The 18,528-nt window shown below is 44.9% G+C and carries 16 protein-coding genes and 3 pseudogenes; 11 read left to right on the forward strand and 8 right to left on the reverse strand.

From position 1 onward, the window contains the following. Window positions 1-352 precede the first annotated feature (352 nt). The 3 genes from H6F88_RS27755 to H6F88_RS27765 all read left to right on the forward strand — a co-directional run bounded on the left by H6F88_RS27755 (window position 353) and on the right by H6F88_RS27765 (window position 4,988). Window positions 353-1,696, forward strand: a complete 1,344-nt coding sequence (locus tag H6F88_RS27755) for an erythromycin esterase family protein (protein WP_190646095.1) — start codon at window positions 353-355, stop codon at window positions 1,694-1,696. An 822-nt stretch (window positions 1,697-2,518) separates the two neighbouring features. Beyond that, window positions 2,519-4,225: a R3H domain-containing nucleic acid-binding protein gene (locus tag H6F88_RS27760; RefSeq protein ID WP_190646042.1), complete on the forward strand. Its 1,707-nt coding sequence runs from the start codon at window positions 2,519-2,521 to the stop codon at window positions 4,223-4,225. A 28-nt stretch (window positions 4,226-4,253) separates the two neighbouring features. Then, window positions 4,254-4,988, forward strand: coding sequence for an SGNH/GDSL hydrolase family protein (locus H6F88_RS27765; protein ID WP_190646043.1), 735 nt, complete (start codon window positions 4,254-4,256; stop codon window positions 4,986-4,988). An 88-nt stretch (window positions 4,989-5,076) separates the two neighbouring features. Here H6F88_RS27765 and H6F88_RS27770 read toward each other — a convergent pair whose 3' ends face one another. After that, complete coding sequence (locus tag H6F88_RS27770; protein ID WP_190646044.1) at window positions 5,077-5,595, reverse strand: helix-turn-helix transcriptional regulator; 519 nt, start codon at window positions 5,593-5,595, stop codon at window positions 5,077-5,079. 448 nt (window positions 5,596-6,043) lie between these two features. Between H6F88_RS27770 and H6F88_RS27775 the strand changes: the two genes are divergently transcribed. Further along, window positions 6,044-7,093, forward strand: a complete 1,050-nt coding sequence (locus H6F88_RS27775; RefSeq protein ID WP_190646045.1) for a YsnF/AvaK domain-containing protein — start codon at window positions 6,044-6,046, stop codon at window positions 7,091-7,093. 150 nt (window positions 7,094-7,243) lie between these two features. After that, on the forward strand, window positions 7,244-7,756 hold the full coding sequence (locus H6F88_RS27780; protein WP_190646046.1) for a BON domain-containing protein: 513 nt from the start codon (window positions 7,244-7,246) through the stop codon (window positions 7,754-7,756). Window positions 7,757-7,940: 184 nt separating this feature from the next. Here the strand turns inward: H6F88_RS27780 and H6F88_RS27785 are convergent, their stop codons facing one another. Beyond that, complete coding sequence (locus H6F88_RS27785; protein WP_190646047.1) at window positions 7,941-9,251, reverse strand: S41 family peptidase; 1,311 nt, start codon at window positions 9,249-9,251, stop codon at window positions 7,941-7,943. 86 nt (window positions 9,252-9,337) lie between these two features. On the opposite strand from H6F88_RS27785, the gene H6F88_RS27790 reads away from it, so the two are divergent. Beyond that, window positions 9,338-9,742, forward strand: a complete 405-nt coding sequence (locus H6F88_RS27790) for a GFA family protein (protein WP_190646048.1) — start codon at window positions 9,338-9,340, stop codon at window positions 9,740-9,742. A gap of 77 nt (window positions 9,743-9,819) precedes the next feature. On the opposite strand, the gene H6F88_RS27795 is transcribed toward H6F88_RS27790, so the two are convergent. Continuing rightward, window positions 9,820-10,080, reverse strand: coding sequence for a hypothetical protein (locus H6F88_RS27795; protein WP_242050743.1), 261 nt, complete (start codon window positions 10,078-10,080; stop codon window positions 9,820-9,822). Window positions 10,081-10,343: 263 nt separating this feature from the next. Here H6F88_RS27795 and H6F88_RS27800 point away from each other — a divergent pair, with 263 nt between their 5' ends. From H6F88_RS27800 to H6F88_RS27810, 3 genes and pseudogenes are all read left to right on the forward strand, one after another. Further along, window positions 10,344-10,577, forward strand: coding sequence for a helix-turn-helix transcriptional regulator (locus H6F88_RS27800; RefSeq protein WP_199333829.1), 234 nt, complete (start codon window positions 10,344-10,346; stop codon window positions 10,575-10,577). 93 nt (window positions 10,578-10,670) lie between these two features. Continuing rightward, window positions 10,671-10,921, forward strand: a pseudogene (locus H6F88_RS27805) (hypothetical protein). Window positions 10,922-10,944: 23 nt separating this feature from the next. Continuing rightward, window positions 10,945-11,097 carry a hypothetical protein gene (locus H6F88_RS27810; RefSeq protein ID WP_199333831.1) on the forward strand — a complete coding sequence of 51 codons (153 nt, stop codon included), beginning with the start codon at window positions 10,945-10,947 and terminating at the stop codon, window positions 11,095-11,097. Window positions 11,098-11,302: 205 nt separating this feature from the next. Here H6F88_RS27810 and H6F88_RS27815 read toward each other — a convergent pair whose 3' ends face one another. Then, window positions 11,303-13,030 carry a DUF262 domain-containing protein gene (locus tag H6F88_RS27815; RefSeq protein ID WP_190646049.1) on the reverse strand — a complete coding sequence of 576 codons (1,728 nt, stop codon included), beginning with the start codon at window positions 13,028-13,030 and terminating at the stop codon, window positions 11,303-11,305. 320 nt (window positions 13,031-13,350) lie between these two features. Beyond that, on the reverse strand, window positions 13,351-13,974 hold the full coding sequence (locus H6F88_RS27820) for a hypothetical protein (RefSeq protein ID WP_190646050.1): 624 nt from the start codon (window positions 13,972-13,974) through the stop codon (window positions 13,351-13,353). Between the two features lie 946 nt (window positions 13,975-14,920). Here H6F88_RS27820 and H6F88_RS27825 point away from each other — a divergent pair. Then, complete coding sequence (locus H6F88_RS27825) at window positions 14,921-15,295, forward strand: spore coat protein (protein WP_190646051.1); 375 nt, start codon at window positions 14,921-14,923, stop codon at window positions 15,293-15,295. Window positions 15,296-15,800: 505 nt separating this feature from the next. After that, window positions 15,801-15,917 (forward strand): annotated as a pseudogene (locus tag H6F88_RS34710) (DUF2281 domain-containing protein); the annotation flags it as partial. A gap of 92 nt (window positions 15,918-16,009) precedes the next feature. Here the strand turns inward: H6F88_RS34710 and H6F88_RS27830 are convergent. From H6F88_RS27830 to H6F88_RS27840, 3 genes and pseudogenes are all read right to left on the reverse strand, one after another. Continuing rightward, the gene (locus H6F88_RS27830; RefSeq protein ID WP_190646052.1) at window positions 16,010-16,654 is read right to left on the reverse strand and encodes a response regulator transcription factor; all 645 of its coding nucleotides are present in this window, start codon (window positions 16,652-16,654) and stop codon (window positions 16,010-16,012) included. Between the two features lie 18 nt (window positions 16,655-16,672). After that, window positions 16,673-17,692: a HAMP domain-containing sensor histidine kinase gene (locus H6F88_RS27835; RefSeq protein WP_242050744.1), complete on the reverse strand. Its 1,020-nt coding sequence runs from the start codon at window positions 17,690-17,692 to the stop codon at window positions 16,673-16,675. A gap of 274 nt (window positions 17,693-17,966) precedes the next feature. After that, window positions 17,967-18,281: pseudogene (locus H6F88_RS27840) on the reverse strand (ammonia channel protein); the annotation flags it as partial. Between the last annotated feature and the right edge of the window lie 247 nt (window positions 18,282-18,528).

An 18,528-nucleotide genomic window follows, 5' to 3' on the forward strand; every position in this document is an offset into this window, starting at 1 on the left:
GTGAGATGAGTAGGTTGTGAGAGGCACCCCCTAAAAAGTGGACTCTCACAATCCATTTAGGATTGCTCTCAGTTATTCAAAGTTGGAAAGATCCATACACTGTTGTGAATTACCAATACGCGTGACACTGAATACTGTCCTTTGTGAAATAGCACTAATCCTAAGGGCGGATGGAGCTATTTTTGACCCTCAATACTATGAAAGCAAACTCACGAAAGAGTAACACAGCTTTTTGTCATCACTGATATTTGGAGGGAAGTATTATGACATCATCGCGATGGAAACTGTTTCGCGAAATTGATCTGATGTAAGCACTATCATAGCTAAATTCAATCGAGGCTTTTTGAAAGTCATGTCGGAAGCGATCGCCCCTCTAATAAACAGTATTCAACAACTTGCTCATCCCTTAACTGGAGCCGAGCAAGACTATAATTCTTTGCTGGAGCTTATTGGGGAGGCTCGATTTGTGTTGATTGGAGAAGCTTCCCACGGCACTCATGAGTTTTATCAGCAGCGAGCAGACCTGACAAAACAGTTAATTCAGGAGAAAGGTTTTGTCGCAGTAGCAGTAGAAGCTGATTTTCCCAACGCTGATCGGGTCAATCGCTTTGTCCGGGGCATTGGCGAAGATGCAACAGCAATAGACGCTTTGGACGATTTTCAAGACTTTCCGCTGTGGATGTGGCGAAATACAGACGTATTAAACTTCGTAGACTGGCTTCGTCAATATAACGACACCCTGCCTGAATATGGCGCAAAAGTAGGGTTCTATGGGCTAGATCTCTACAGTATGTATGCCTCAATGGAGGCTGTGCTGAAATATCTAGAACAGGTTGATCCGGAAGCAGCAAAACAGGCCCGTCACCGTTATTCCTGCTTTGACCAGGCTGGCGAAGACTCGCAAAGCTACGGGTACGCGACCACTTTTGGCTTAACCACTCCCTGCGAAGATGAAGCTATCAATCAATTGATGGAATTGCAGCGCCATAAGGGAGAGTATGCTCAACGGGATGGACGTGTAGCAGAGGATGACTTCTTCTACGCAGAACAAAATGCCCGTCTAGTCAAAAACGCAGAAGCCTATTACCGCTCAGTGTTTCAAGATCGAGAGAGTTCCTGGAATGTGCGCGATCGCCACATGGCAGAGACATTAGATCATCTCACTGCCCACCTTAACCGCCAGGGAAAACAGCCCAAGATTGTTGTCTGGGCGCACAATTCTCACCTGGGAGATGCACGGGCAACCGATATGAAAAAAGCAGGTGAGTGGAACTTAGGGCAACTGGTGCGAGAACGTTATGGACAAGAGGCTGTTCTCATTGGTTTTACTACCTACAGCGGAACCGTAGCAGCAGCTTCTCATTGGGGAGATCCGGTCGAGGTAAAGCAAGTTAGACCGGCTTTACCCGGAAGCTACGAAGCAGTCTTTCATCAGGTTGAACTGCCTCAGTTTTGGTTGAATCTACGTCAGGATAATTCAGCGATTACAGGACTGCAAAAAGCACGCCTAGAAAGGGCGATCGGGGTGGTCTATTCACCCCGAACCGAGCGTAGAAGCCATTACTTTAAAGCTCAACTTCCGGCACAATTTGATGCAGTAATTCACATTGACCATACCCACGCAGTAGAACCGCTCGATCACCTAGGCCAGCCTGAAGCGACAGAAGTTCCAGAAACGTTTCCTTCCGGTCTGTAGATTCAACTTTGGATGTAATCTTCTAAAGGCAACTTGTAGAAAATGGTTGTTTCGAGCAAGCCCTGAATGAGGGCGATCGCCACACAAACTACCTATTTCGTAGCGAAACGCCTCAGCATACCTTCCAAGCAACTGTTGGAGATACTGCAACCCTCCTGAACGTCAATTTTGCTCTTTTGGAGAACCCTCAATGTTGGGAGGTGAAATTGAGGTCGTCAGTTTTGCCTTGCTGGAGTTTTTAACATGACTGGAGTTTTGAGGCATTTTTGCACCAGTCTGATAGGGCATTGAGAATTCAGATTGCATAGTGAAAGTGGAAGTGTTGTTTAGAATATGATTTTAAGGTTAATCTATCCAATACTTGAGTTTGCTCCATCTAAAGTTTTGTAACTGGGAGCTTTCCCCCTGTGTGCGTTCTACCATTTGGCTTATTTTCTTTAAGCAGCTTTTGTATTGAAAGAAATGCTCCAGGCATTGCCAACTTACTGCTAATTTGATGTATGAATTTCGTGGGGACATGGCAATGCCATGCCCCTACAAAGGGGATTGAGATCCGGGAGTCGTACCCGCATTTAGCAACGCCACGATCCGCACTAAAATGTTCGGTTCTCATCCAATACTTTAAAGGTAGGTTTGTTACAATCAAGATCTTCTATAGCAAGATTCCTAGGTCTAGGATGTAAATCAAAGACATTTATACAATTCACTCAGTCCACCCAGTCCCCACTCATCTGCTACGTTTTGCTACCTGGGACTTGGTAAAAGCAAGCTTTGCAACATAAATTACGTTCTTTTATCGGCGCTGATACGCCAGTTTATAGAATGCATACAACAAACGAACTTCAGCTACTGCTGGAGATGCTGCCTCAGGAGATTGGGCAATCGTTATATCATCATCCTCAGCGCGACGCTTTGGTTGAAGTGGTGCTTGATTTAGGACGACGACCAGAAGCCCGGTTTCCCAATCAAGCCGAGTATCTCTCAGAGCAAGTGGTCACTCAGGGGCAATTGCAAGATTGCACTGACCGCGTGGGTCATTTTGGAGCAGATAATCGGGCAGGAATTGAACAAACTTTGCACCGCATTAGTGCCATTCGCAACCGTCAAGGCGAAATTATCGGACTAACTTGTCGGGTCGGTCGTGCGATCGAAGGAACGATCGCCATGATTCGCGACCTAGTCGAAACAGGACAATCGATTCTGATGTTGGGTCGTCCAGGTGTGGGTAAGACGACAGCTTTGCGGGAAATTGCTCGTGTCCTGGCAGATGATCTGAACAAGCGGGTCGTGATCATAGACACCTCCAATGAAATTGCAGGTGACGGGGATATTCCTCATCCAGCGATCGGACGGGCAAGACGAATGCAGGTAGCGCGTCCTGAGTTACAGCATCAGGTGATGATTGAGGCGGTGGAAAACCACATGCCAGAGGTCATCGTAATTGATGAGATCGGCACTGAACTAGAGGCACTAGCAGCCCGAACGATCGCCGAACGCGGGGTGCAACTCGTCGGTACGGCTCACGGCAATCAGTTGGAGAACCTGATCAAGAACCCAACCCTATCAGATCTAGTGGGTGGTATCCAGTCTGTCACCTTGGGTGATGACGAAGCTCGTCGTCGTGGTTCCCAGAAGAGTGTGCTAGAGCGCAAAGCACCTCCAACCTTCGAGATCGCGGTTGAAATGCAGGAACGCCAAAAGTGGGTTGTGCATGAGAGTGTAACCGACACCATCGATCGCCTCCTGCGTGGAAATCAACCTGCGCGTCAAATCAGAACCGTGAATGAGCAGGGACAGATTACGATTACCCAAGAGATTCCACAAGTGCCCTTAGGGCGGCGAACAGGTCGGGGTGGGCAATACTCTACACCATCCACACCAACACTCAAACGACATGCAGCAGGGCATGTGCTGCCATTTCCACAGCGCGTGGAGACGGAACCGCTGGTGATTCCCCAACCTGAGCGCTTACTGAGCGATTGGGAGATAGACGCAATTCCACCGGCTCAAAACAACTCAGAGACATCGCTATCTCTTTACCCCTACCAAATGAGTCGGAGTTTGGTTGAACAAGTAATTGAACAACTGAAATTGCCGGTTCGAGTCGTGGGTGGGGTTGAACGAGCAGATGCAATTTTGACGCTGAAGGCAAACTTAAGAAAACACGCCAACCTACGACGGATGGCAGAAGGCTATGGGCTGCCGATCTATGCGGTTAAAGCCAACACCGTTGCTCACATTGCCAGCACCTTACAGCAGGCATTGGGACAAGAGGACAAATCGGTAGAGCCTGATTTGGAATCAAGCGAGTCTGCTTACAGCGGTGATGAAGATGATGAGTGGGATGCCCTGGAAGAAGCGCGACTAGCCGTTGAGCAAGTGGTGATTCCAAAAGGTCAGCCTGTCGAGTTGCTGCCACGCTCCGCTCATGTTCGCAAGCTGCAGCATGAATTTATTGAGCATTATCGGCTCAAATCTAGCAGCTTTGGAGTAGAACCGAACCGTCGTTTGCGGATCTATCCGGCTTAATCAACGTCGGACAAGGAGGAGAATAGAGATGACTTCGTTGCGAGTGACGCGACGACAATTGATTCGGGCAGTCGGAGGAGTAAGCCTCCTGGCACTTTTGGGCTGCAATCAGCGGGAGCAAAACACTCAGCAGGAGCAAACCATGACAACCCTTTACACATTCGGTGATTCGATCTTAGATTGCGGACGATACAACGAATTTGGCGTTCATCCAGGACAACTGCTGGTTCAGAACGACGATCGCCTGTTTCCCGAATTTCAGGGTCAAGACCTTACCTCACATGGATCTGCCCGACTTGAACATCGTGCCGTTGATGGGGCAACCGTTGCGGGTCTGCCCACTCAAGCACAAGGATTGCGGGTTGAAGGAAAAGCAATTGCCCTGATCACCGTTGGTGGGAACGATCTGCTTCGTGGACTCATGCAAGATACAGGACCAGGAATTGCCACCTTTGCTAACGCTCTCGACACCTTTGTGCAGCGCCTTCCCATTCGCCCCGTTTTGCTAGGTAATGTGTACGATCCAACCTTGGGAGATGATAGGCTCAATTTTTCAGGAATTGAGCCAGCGATCGCCCGCAAAAACCTACAGCGCATAAATACAGCAATTCAAGAGATCGCCAACCGCTATGGAAAGCTCGTTGATCTCCACGCTCATTTCCTCAAAGGCGATCTATCCTGGTTCACAGCGACGATTGAGCCAAGCCTACGGGGAGCATCGGAAGTGAGACGGGCTTTTCTTCCTCATGTCATTGGTGAATGAAACGCTAGTCAGGAGACAGTGTGTCTGGAGCGAACCTCTGAGCAAGGCATTGCTTCAGCCTGACAAGGATATCAATCTGGTAAAGATATCAATTTTGATCAGGCGAATTAAAGCTATCAGAATGTTTAGAAGATCTCTGTTTAGGTTTGAGAAGGTGTGCTTTTAGCAGTTCAAACGACTGCTTGTAAATTTGGAACTCTGACGGCTTCTCGGCAAGTGAGACGCTTCTTGTGACCTGATGAAATGCTTGATAAAGACTATTTAACCCCGCGAGAGCATCAGAGACGGGAATCAATCGCTTCACCCTGTTGCCATTCACCTTAGCAACGTAGTTTAACCCACCCAAATTTGACAAATTTTCTACTTTGTTTTCATGCACTAGTCGTGCAACCTCTCGTAGATCAGCGCCAATCACCTCTGAAATCCGCTTAGCAGTTTCCTCATCGGGACCACTGCGCTTGAGGCAAATCCAGCCCAATCCAGCACGAGAAATATGCACTTGTTTAGCAAGCTGACTCATGTTGGTTTGAGGGTTGTCTTGAAGATACTGCAACACCAACTGTCCAAAGGCTGAGCAATCTTCAGGGCGCAACTTCAAAGGATTCATACGGGTAAAGCAAGGATTAAAGCTCGGTGTTAGGGATTAGAAATATCAGATTGATTTACTTTGTGTTTGCGATCGCTGAATTGTGCTTCAATCACACAACCCAATTGGGCAGGCAAGTCTAGTGCAAGCGCTACGCGAACACTCTTGTGTAGAGTATTTTAATCTTACCACTACCACCTCAAGTAAAAATTACCTAAATACTTTACTCTCTTCCCGATTAAAGATTAGGTACTAAAAGATCAAGGGAAGCAGGGATACATCCCTGAATTATTTAGTGGAAAAGGAGTGAACAAAAGTATTCATAGGGCTGAAAGCAATATAAGGTATTAGCCGAAAGCTATTTCTTTCGAGCATTTTGGGCTCAGTCTTTAGGGGAACACGACTGCCGTCAAGCTGACCCAACATGAAGTAAGAAATACAGGTTTACTTTAGATGAAAGGGCGGAAGTATGGCTTTAACTCAAACCAGAAGAGCGATCGGAACGTTTCCCACTCGACGTGCAGCAGAACAAGCGCTGCATGAGCTGGAGCGTAGTGGCTTCCCAATGGATAAAGTCTCTGTAATTGCCAGAGATGACCGCACTGATAAACTTGCTGGTGCAAGCGTGAGTGAGCATGTAGGCAACAAAGCTGATGACGGAGCCAAAACAGGTGCAGTATCAGGAGGCGCTTTGGGGGGACTCACTGGGTTGTTAGTGGGTTTGGGCGTTTTAGCAATTCCTGGCATCGGGCCTGTGATGTTAGCTGGGGCTGGAGCAACCGTGCTGGCGACGGCTCTTTCGGGAACCGCAATTGGAGCAGCAGCAGGTGGTTTGCTGGGAGCGCTGGTTGGGCTAGGCATTCCTGAAAAAGAAGCACAAGTCTATAGCGATCGCGTTTCTCGTGGTGACTACTTGGTCATGGTGCAAGGTACAGATGCCGACGTTCAACATGCTGAACAAGTTCTCAAGCGGCACACCATTCAAGACTGGGGCATTTACAACGTAACGGATGCTTCCCACACCCAAACCGTTGAGCAGGCGCAACCTGTTGCTGCTCCAATCAACCCGCCGAGTAGCACCGTTGAAACCCCGGTTCGAGCAGTCACTGATAGTGAATCAGTTCGGCTTTACGAAGAACAACTGCGGGTCGGGAAAACCCGGCAAAAAGCAGGCGAGGTAACGGTTAGCAAGCACGTTGAAACAGAGACAGCTAGGGTTGCAGTTCCAATCGAGAAAGAGCGCATTGTGGTTAAGCGCATTTCGTCTGAAATCGGTAAAGCTGTAGCTCCTAGCGATGCGGACTTCCGTGAAGGCGAAGTAATGCGGATGGAGATGTACGAAGAAACACCAAACATCCAAAAACAAGCCTTTGTGCGAGAAGAAGTCAGCTTACGGAAGGAAGTCAACCAGGAAGTTGTGAATGCCGAAGAGACCGTTCGTCATGAAGAACTGGATGTCAATGTTCAAGGACATCCGAGAGTGGAGGGCCCAGTTGATTTCCCATCCGATCGCACTTAGGCATCGTTCTATCAGCAATGCATTAAAAGCATTAGAAAGTATTAGAAATTTCAGGCTATTTCTAATGCATTGCTGCCAAATAATTTGCCTTTGAATTTGCCTTCAAAGTTTGTGCAGTAAACGTTTTTAACAACATCATTGGATCAGATTATGAAAAAAGTAACTTCATTACTTTTGGGTAGCGTTTTGTTAATCAGTGCCGTAGGTTGCTCCACTGCTCGAACCAGCAGCAGTGCTCCTGATTCGGCGGCTAATGCTGAAGCTGATTTGGATCAACCCACTGCCGAAACTAATCAAGACGATGCAACTTCCGAGGTACGTCGCAGACAGCTAAATTCTGATATTCGCGCTGCTGAGCAGCGCAATGACATAACCGGGGGTGATGCTGAGAAAGCAGATGGCGACTTGCAGAGTGAGGTGCGATCAAAACTTGAAGCTAATCTACCTGCAAGTGAGTTGACGGTTGACGCAAAAGATGGCGCAGTAACAGTTGCAGGCACCGTGGTTGATCAAGCTCAACTCGATAAGATTGAGACACTTGCCAGAGAAATCAAGGGTGTTCAAAGTGTTACGGTGAACGCTGCACTTCGCTCAGGTGCAGAGCCAGAGCCACCTCCAAGTGACAGCAACAACATAACGGAGTCGCATACGGGCACACCGTAAAAAAGCAATTGAGGCGTTGCTGAATGCGGGTATGATTCACGGTTCTCAACCCCCTCGCAGGGGCATGGTATTGCTATGCCCCTACAAAATTTATACATCGAATTTAAAGTATGTGCGTAGCGCTACGTTAGCGGGTACGAAACTCTGCTTTGTTTCTTATCTTCTCTCAATAAAGCGGTTGCAGTTAATGGTGGTGTTGCTGTTCAATAGCAGTAACCAATGTAGCGATCGCCTGCTGCTTTTGAGGGTCAACGCCCTCTGCATATTCCAACGGAAAAACCACAGGAATATCTGGGGTTACTCCCTTTCCTTCTAATCTCTGATTGCCATCTACCAACACATTCGCTACAGCAACATATAGCAAACTGCCGTCTTGCATCATAAAGCCACGTCCTGCTACGACTGCGCCTGCGGTGGTCGTGCCGACTAAAGTCCCAATTTCAGATTGCCGAAAGCCAAAGGCGATAATTTCCTTGCTGCTTCTGCTGCCCTCATTCATCAGAAGAACTACGGGTTTTTTCCAGCGGTAATCGGCGATGAATGCATTTCCATCTCGTCTAATACTGGTGATGCTCGGACTCTCGCCCGTAAAGAAATTGAGATAAGCGATCGAACCTCCTCCCCATCCGTCACGAATATCTAATACCAAACCATCGGCATCGGCGAGCTTGCCAAACATCAAATCTTCCATCATCTGCTGTTGATGAAGATCAGCCGCATTTGACCAAATGTGAATATAGCCAATGCGTTTACCCTGTTGCTCAACCACTTGAGTACTTGCTTGCTGCGCCTCTTTGAACAAGATCGTTGTGTCGAATGTTTGAGGAGTAACATTAATCTCCTGCTGACTGGTGGGATCAGCAGATCGCTGAATCAACAGCGTTACGCTCTGTCCTGCTTTACCTGTGAATGACTCAATCGGTTGATAGGGGTTGCCGTCTACACTAAGTAATTCATCGCCTACCCTTAAACCTGCGATCGCCGCTGGGCTACCCTCCAAAACCGCGCTGACAAAAGTTTTTTCGTGGCTGGTTTTAGTGAAAATACCAATGCCGGTGTACTCATATCTATCGTTGGGAAATAGTGCTTTTGCAGCAGCTGGTAGATCGTTGATTTCAGGTTGAAAAATCCCTAAAAGTTGGTAGTAAGCAGTTTCGCTTGGGGTGTAAAAGTAGGTGTGGGAGGTTTGCAATTCAGCTAGCATCTGATTAATGACCTCCGCAAACTGCTGACGACTTTGTACTTGCCTGATTTGAGGTCTATACTTGTCTGGCATTGCTGCCCAGTCAATTCCGTTAAAATCGTCATCATAAAAATTATCGTTAACTGTTTGCCAAACCTCGTTAAATACCTTCTCTTCTAACGATTCTTGAGACAAAACGGGAGATATAAACCAGAGCAGAAGCAAGGCTGTAAAGCCAACAAAGGCGATCGCAGGAAACCTTGTTGTTCTATTAAGGCGAGAGATAATACGAGAGAGAAAGCGAGTCACCATTGTTCTGATTCCTGAGAGGTTGAGGATAAGAATTTTCTGAAACTCGGTCAGCAAAGTTCTTATGAAGTCATTATGGAGATGCACCAATGAAAAAGACATACGCTGGAAGCTGCCACTGCGGCGCTGTTCGTTTTGAAGCAGATATCGATCTGAGTTTGGGCACAGGCAAGTGTAATTGCTCAATCTGTACTAAGACTCGAAACTGGAGCGTGATCATCAAGCCTGACGCATTTCGACTGCTCGCGGGTGAAGACGATCTGAGTGACTACCAGTTTAATACCAAGAGCAGTCATCATCTATTCTGCAAACACTGTGGTGTCCGCCCGTTTGGACGTGGATACCTTGAAGAGCTTGGCGGTGACTACATTTCGGTCAAACTCGCTGCCCTCGACAACGTAGATCTGCAAGAGCTGGTTGATGCTCCGGTTCAGTATGCCGATGGACGCAACAACAACTGGTGGGCGGCACCCGCAGAGACACGGCATCTGTGAAGCGAGGCAAATTCCTACCATCAGAAAATTCAGCGATCGCCCTCACACCTGGGCACTGACATGATTAGCGATCGCCTTTAGCTGTCTTCTCCCTCGGTTTCAGGCTGGTCAGAACGTTGTCCTGCATCGAACACAATGCAAAAGGTCGCCACTGGAATCAGACGTTGCAAGGCTCTCAACTGAGCTTCTGCATCGTTGCGACGACGAAAACGAGCGACAACCAGGGTATGAGCGTTGGGAAAAGAGCGGACGATGCACCAGGGATGCAGGGAATCTCGATAGGATGGCATGGGAAATAGGGGCGATCGCTGCTGCTGCGATCGCGCTAGGGTTTGCAAGGAAATTTCAGCCAGCAGAAAAGAGCCGTTCGCTGTGCGAATGGCAGTTATTCAGCCTTTGAATGGCATGATGTATCTAGTAAGCGTCTCCTTGGTGAGACACTTAGAAGGAAGCAACTCTTGGGCGCAAGGAATCTCTCCTGCAAGCCCCGCTTAAGTTGCTTACTCGATTGAGCGAATGTCTTTACGACATGATGCCATGACCAAAATCTTACGTCAAGGTGTCGTGTCGGGTTGTCATAATTTCATTTTGGTGGAAGAGGTTGTCAAAGCAAGCTGAATCACCGTTAAAGCAATTACGAGAAGGGCTTAGCTTGACTCAAGAGGAGCTGTCTAGGCGTTGCAATATTCCGCTTCGCACCTACCAGCGCTGGGAAGCAGGTGAAACAATCGCTAGACCCACGATTCCTCAAGTCAAGGCGCTGTGTAGAGAGCTAAATATTCCAATTGAGAAGTTGCCGGATGATTTTGGACCCTCTGCAGGTGTAGTAGAATAACCAACTGTAGGATAAGCAAAGAGCGATCGCATCTCAACGTCTCATCCAGTAAGGAAGTAGAATGAGAGCAATCTCTTCTCTTAGCTAATAGCAATGGACAGAACTACTGTAGATCGACAGGAGCTAATTGAGACGGTCACAGTGCCTTGCCTGACGAAGTTTTGCTTGGGCTTGCTAGTTTTCTGGATTATCTCCGCTACAAGTCTGTTCAACCCAAAAATTCTGATAGTAACGCTTCCAATTTTCTTCTCGCTGTTGCAGGTTTAGGCGCTTCCAGTCAAACTGATATTTTAGAGCGGGATGAGGAAATTCTGCACAATGGAATTGATCCAATTCATGGCTAGAACCTCAAATCTAACGACCCTGCATGACGGCAATTTTAGATACAAATTTTCTTTTTGCGCTGACTGCTCAGAGCGATCGCAGCCATAAGCGTGTTTTGGCTGTTGCTCAAAGCATTGACGAAGCGTTAATCCTGCCTGTAGTTGTCCTGCCTGAAATATATTATCTGACTGCTTGACCATCAAGACTTTTTGATCATCCGTCCAAGCCACTGCGATTACTTTAAGCTACTGCCTTAACTTTAAGGGGACAATCGCCACTCCTTCAGAATTCTAGGCGATGCCTTGATGCGTAGCCAATACAAGAACTGTTTGTTTTTGTTACGTCAACTTAACTTATAGAATCAAAGGTTGCATTGCTCAAGCTACAGAAATTTTACTCTTCTAAACTTGCCAAATATTATGATAGCAATACTTGGCAAGGCTCTCCGTTCTCCTATCTATGGCATTAGCATTCCACGGTACTGCACATTCTGCTGCAAACTCCCTTGGCAAAGAATACTGAGATTTTTGGTAGATAGACAACTTGTCAATAACTGATTTATCCTTGGCTTTCTCATTTAGCTCCTGACTTAAGGGTAGAAGATTGCCAATCTTGCCAACGATCTCCTTATCGTTGTTAGCCTGACACAATATATGTTCAAGACTAATATTTTCAGGTGCTAGCTCATTTGTTACCAATTTGCTTCGTTCAATCTTATTAAATATGTACTGTATTAGCTTCTTGTCCCGTGTGTATCCGCTATAGAACTTAAGCTCCTTAAACTTATTCATAAATACGGCTTCATCAGGTATTCTCGCTGCAAAATTATCTCTAAGCCCATTAAGTATCTCTCTGGCTTTTCGTCTATCTATAGCATTCTGAAGATCTCTTGCTGCCCGAGAATAACTCCCCTCAATACCGGAAGGTCTTAGAGAGCATACGGCATTGAACATAAAATGAAACCGCTCAAGGAACAGCATAATTTCTTTTTGATCGTCAAGTTTAACTATCCGTCTTTCTTTCGCCTTGAACAAACTTAATAAGAACGGACGCTGTTGGGTAATGTTGAACACCTTAAATGAAGACAAAGTGTCGAATATAAATCTCTCCTCCTGCTGTTTGAAGTCTTCCTGAATTGGAGATGCGATCTTTATGTACGTTCCAGCATCTGAGTAGAGTTCTTTTATAAATTCTTTTGCCTCAATCTTATCTTCCATCCAAAGTTTCTTAAAGTTCTTATAAATTTTCTCTTCACCTACATAGGAGTACTTTGATATCCACCAGTGACGAACAAACGTTTCTAGGCTGCCTACAGTATCTCGGGACGCTATAACTAATCTAATATTCTTCCAAGTTGTTTTTGCATTATCATCTGGATGAGTATCACTCAGTTCTTTAAATATCCTATTCTTAATAAGATCTACGAAGCTGAGATTCATACCTCTAGCATTAAGAGTTTCAAAGATTGTGTATGCTTCCTCTTCTTCTGTAACAGTTATAAAAATCACCTTAAGATACTTCACAACTTGATCTCGAATCGCCCTAAGTAGAAGTTCATACTTCTCGTCGCTTACTCTTTGATTTATACGAAAGCGTCCCGCAAGATTATCTCTAACAGTAAAAGTATAGAAATCTTGGTATGAAGACAATAAAGTCTTTTCTTCATCACTCTGAGGAGTAGATTGCTCTTTGTCAATGTACTGTATACTTTTCTGAAAAAAAGGCTTTGGTGTCTCATTATCTAGTTTAAAGTAGTTCCTCCCATCATCGTCTTGCCCCTCTATATAGTTTTTAAAGATTGCTTCTGCCAGATTCTCCTTTTTTAATTCCTTGAATCTTTCACACAAAACGGATAGAAGAATAGTAATTGTCGTTAACCTCTGCTGTCCATCCACAATTTGCAGAACATTTGACTTGTCATCGCCTACAAGTACAAGAGCCTCAATAAAATACTCTTCATGTTTTATGTCTTTTTCATTGCTTATCTGAATATTAGTTACAATGTCATCCCATAACTCCTTTACCTGTTCCTTTGACCAAGAATATGCACGTTGAAAGCGGGGTACAACATATTTTCGCTTTACTGAAAAAAGATCAGAAATTGTTCTAGTGTATGCATGAAGCTCCATTGTATTTCCTTATTTCTAGGATATTGAGCATCCAATTCTAGTGAATTTTGATTGGTTTTTTGAGCAACAAAACTGTGGTTAAATATTGTTAAATTAAATGACTAAATGAAAGATAATTATTTTTTCAGTGTCACCATCAATCACTCTTCAAGGGCTTTAAGTACTACGCAGAAGTTTAACGATCAGTACAAAGCTTTTAGACAGAGGAGCACAACTAACAAGTAGCTACTAAAATCTTGGCAAGGATATCGACAGGGCTACAGTTTGTACAAGTTTGTTGTTTTCCTAATTTATTATAGAGGCTATGAGGTAAGTAAGTTTTATTCTAAAACTGTAAACATCCTATCAAAATTTTCTCTTGCAATTCTACAGCTAGCAACGCCTACTCTTCTCAATTCAATAATATAATTTTCAAAATCCTCTTTGATATCCTTCAGTAGTAACCTTGGATTAACTTTAATCACTTCTCCATTTTTTTGAAATTCTATTGCATTTTCAAAATTACTACTAAAAATGACCCCACCTTTCACCATTCCGTTATGAAATAACCCACATCTTGATTTGGAGTACAATTTTCTTAGTTCTTCATCCTGAAATTCCTTTGGGTACATTCTCTTAACAGAATTTATAAAAAAAACTCTGCTTCTATTACTACTTTGTTCTCCGGTTTTATATTGTTCTACTCCCTCAAAGTACGACATGCAAATCATTAATACGATAAAACTATTTTCAAAACGATGTTTCCCTTCTAATAATGCTGAGGCTGGATCTAAGAACCATCCTGTAACCTCTCTTTCATATATGAAAATTTTGTCATCTATGTTTTTTGGATCTAATCTTTTACCACTCTTTTCATCTATAGCTATAGGATTCCCATCTTCATATTTTCCTATTATTCCTGGCGCAATATAAATTTCTTCATCTTTTAGAATTTGTTTGGGCATATAAACTTTCTCTACAGTAGAAACTGTTTCTAAGCTAGGAAATTCTGCATATCATACAAAATAGTCCGATTAACAGGAGCTTCCGTGTTTTACAAGTTGAGCTAGTAGGTAGAACCCTCTATGATTTCTTTAGTGGGAGTAGACAGCCTTCAAAACCACTTAACATTTATAAATTATTGCCCTTTGTGATTCATCCTTAGATTGCGCTGATTACATCAAACCAATGCTTAGACACATGGATTCAGGAAACGCTTTTTATAAAGAACGTTCTAGCTTATTTTTTTCTATTTATGTTGATCTGGATCACATATATAAATGCTTTACCTCCATAGCAAGTTTTATTGGTAGAAATACTATCTGTTCTTACATCGAGAATCATAATTTGTAAGGACTAGAACTTTGGGCAATCGCCTCCTCTTCAGCTAATTCACCACAATTTCTTTGTACTGGCTGCATTATAGTTTTACTGTCACCGTCTTAGTTTGTAATCAGCAAAGCTCAATGCTTCCGTATCAGGAGGACTGGCGATCGCTCCACCTTTCAACTCATTCAACTCACCAACTCAACTACTACATCAGGAAACGCAACAGGGGCGATCGCCCCATCCACTCCTAATTCCTACTTATAAGATGAACCAAGGGCGATTGCCCACTCTGCACCAAAGCAAAAAGTATGAAGAGAGCGATCGCATTGCCTCTGTAAGCCGTTACATTGCCTCTGTAAGTCGTTACATTGCTTCTGTAAATCATTATAATGCTTCTGCATTCGCTGCAATGCTTCTGTAAGTCGTTACATTGCTTCTATAAGTCATCACAATGCTTCTGTAAGCCGTTACATTGCTTCTGTAAGTCATCACATTAGTATTGCGTCAGCAAAACGCAATTTTCTTGTTAGCGATGACAGGGCTACGGGCACACTGATGCTGTCCTCCATCAAGGTGTAGCCTATGGTAGCTCCTAATACAAACCGTCGTCTCCCTGATCAAGTCATCAGTCAAGACATCGACTCGCTCAATGGCTTGAAAACAGTGGTTGATTACATAACCGTTCGACCCGAAGCAACCTCAGACAACCTGAAACAAACATATCAAACCATGCTGGCGCAACAGCAGCATGAAACCAAAAAACTAGCCCTGTATCGGGCTGCATCCGACGCTGCGCGACTGGCAGAATGGGAATTTCACAATGCAGTTTTAGCGATGAAAGAAGTGGTAAGAGGTCACTACGGCTCCGACAGCGATCAGGCACAATCCGTAGGACTGAAAAAGAAGTCAGACCGCAAGCGTCCTACCCGCAAGCCTGCTACATCTGCGTCGAGTTAATCCTCAATGCAATATTCAGCTTGGGTTAGGGGCGATCGCAACTTACTAGAGAATACAGCGATCGCCTCTGACTCATTCTCAATATCAGATATGAGAACTGACACCTTGTTGACTGAGTTCAATCGAACAGACGGTTTACATCACTTATGGAATGGCTTAAAGCATTTCAAGAATCTGATTGCCAATCCAGATAAAGTGGCTCTTACTTGTTCAATTACCTTGATTGATTACTGTAGAAAAGTCGATTCTTGCTGAGAAAAATCCTAAAACCTGTACCGCTGCCTCAGAGGGTGTTTGAAAAGTAGCGAATGTCCCTGTAAGGGCGTAGCATTGGGCAGGTAGACCCTGAAATAGATCGAAAATCCTTGCCCGAATGCCACGCCTCTACAAATCTTTGGGCTACAGATTGAACTTTTCAAACGTCTTCTCACTTGCAGCGCTCGCTCAGTCAAAAGAGGCGGATTGCCAAATTTGGACTTGGTAAAATAGCTACAGAACCATAGCAATTAAACCCAGGACAGCTAGAGAGCAACTTATCCAAGAAATTGCACAAGTTCCAGATGCACTTGTAGAAGAAGTGCTGGACTTTTTGCTTTTCGTAAAGAGCAGACAGAATCAGGAAGCGATGACAAGAGTACATAAACTTGCATTCTATCCCTTCTCTACAAGTTAAGTTGACACTACTCAAGGATTATGTGTCTATTTCAGACGTATTTAGGTAGAGGTAATCAATCCTTTTTGCAGCGCCAGTAAAGCAGCCTGAGTGCGATCGCGAACATCTAGTTTTTGTAGAATCGCGTGAATATGAACTCTGACCGTTCCAGGGGTAATGTAAAACGTTTGGGCAATTTCTTGTGTCGTTTTGCCAGCAGTAATTAACTGTAAAATTTCTTGTTCTCTTGGGGTTAAAGGTGATTTATTTGTAGTTTTTGAGTGGGCTAGCGCTTGAATTTCAACCGTTGCGGTTTCATCCCACCAGGATGCTCCTGCAACCACAGAGCGGAGGGCTAACACCAGTGTTTGAGCCGCAATGCCTTTGAGACAATAACCTCGGACACCTACCTGAATTAGTTGACTAATCAGCGCTCGGTCGGAGCGAGAGGTCAAGACCAGAATAGGTAGGTTAGGACAGTTTTGCTTAATTTGGCGACAAGCTTCAACGCCGCCTATTCTGGGTAGTCCTATATCCAGCAAAACCGCATCCAGGATATGTTCGCTAGCTAATCTGATGGCGGTTTCGCCGTCTCCTGCCTCAGCTACAATCTCAATGTCTGGTTCCTGTTGCAGCTTCATTTGCAGCCCTAGACGAAATAGTTCGTCATCTTCAACCAGTAAAATTCGTAGCTGAGAGGAATCCATAGAAACTAAGGAAAGGGGCTATGGCGTGAGAGCAGCAAGGCACAGCCCAAATACGGCTCCACGCGAGGATCGGTTTTCTGCCCAGATTGTGCCGCTGTGTGCTTCAACGATCTGCCGAGATAAGTATAGCCCTAGACCTGATCCCTTTGCTTGGCGATCGCTGTGTCCCTGATAAAACCGCTCAAAGAGTTGAGGTAATTCTTCTGGATGAATTCCAGGACCTTCATCTAACACCTTGATTACTACTTGCTGCGCTGCATGAGAATTGTTCTCAGACTGTAAAATCACCTCAACATTTCCATTAGTAGGTGAATGGTGAATGGCATTGATCACCAGATTTGACAAAACTCGTTGAAGCTGAAGGGCATCCCCATTTACCCAACAAAACTGAGCGTTTATTGCTTCAGTGTTGAGATGAATCGATACCTGATATCTGGATACTAAATCGCTGAGGGTCTGAATTACTTGCCCGGTGAGTTCAATCAGGTTGACGGGCGATCGCTCTAACCTGACCCCTTCTGCATCGTTGCGGTACACATCCAACACCGTGCCAATCAGTTGTAGGCTGGCTTGGTGGCTCCGGGTCATTGTGGAGAGTACCTTATGCTGCATCTCGGTTACAGCGCCAAATCGCTCTTGCTGAAATGCTTTTAGGGTTTCGATCGCACCCAATAACGGTGTTTTCAGGTCGTGAGTCAGCGTGAGAACAAAATCTTCTCGTAAGTTCGCTAGTTTTTCTTGAAATTGCAGTTTTGCTTTCTGTTGAGCGATCGCCTCTTCGTAGTAGCGATTGCGATCGCTTAACATTTGAGTCACAACCAGTGCGAATACAGCAATGATCCGGTTTCCGACCGTTGGAGCCGTAATGATATGACTACCAGGAATCCACAGGTTAACGATAGTTAATGCAGATGCTAACAGCGTTAAGCGAACGGCGACATTGCGATTTAGGCGAAGGCTAGCCAACAGAATTGGACCAATGTAGAAATAGCTAAAAACATAGTCAGCAAGGGTGACAAGTTCCAGAAAGACGACCATTGCGAACAATCCAACGACCAGCCAAAAAATATTTGAGTATGAATTTTGACTCGATATAGAGATTGGACGCAGCAATGAATAAACCATAAAAGTATTGACGACAACCCTAGTTCAAAAACTAGGAGTTAGAATACTGAGATTTCTTAGCATTCTAACTCCCCTGTTTGGTTTGATATGTTTTGTAGCAAATGACCTAAAGATTTGTGAGTTAATCCAATTCTATTCGGTACTCAATTTACCTGTACTGCTCGATGCAGTAATCGAAGACAAGTCACTGGTAAACCATGAACGCTTGATGGGGAATGGTTGCAGCGTAGGACACTACCGCCTCTGGTTCTGAACCTGTTAGATAGTCCGTTGTCTCCAGTCCAACTCCGTTCAGGAACAGCCACTGCAAGCCGCCAATAAAAGAGGTTCCTGGTGCAAATGCCAGACTATATCCCCAAAGCAGCCAAGTCACCCCAACTACCAGCATGAGTACAAAACTCATCATCAGCGTGTTGAGGATGTTGAGCGATCGCACAAACCCACCGTAAAAGAATGCCAAGCCAGGAGTCATCAGTAGCACAAGAGCAGAACAGATCAGCATAAATGCTGTATCTGCCGCGCTTTGAGCCGTGGCCGCTGCCTCCAGTGGATCAGGAGCTTGAGCCAGGGCTTCTCCTGTAAATAAACCCATTGACAAACCAAAAGCAACTACTAAGGTTGCAAAAATCCGAATACCCACGTCTTCCCACTCTCCGGAATTAAGACATCATTTAATTCAATTCATGATTGATGCCTATCAAAATTACACACAAGGGTAGATACAAAAATGTAGCAATTCAATCAGTTTA

Origin of the sequence: Oculatella sp. FACHB-28, from assembly GCF_014696015.1 — a bacterium.
GTDB lineage: Bacteria > Cyanobacteriota > Cyanobacteriia > Elainellales > Elainellaceae > JAAUTN01.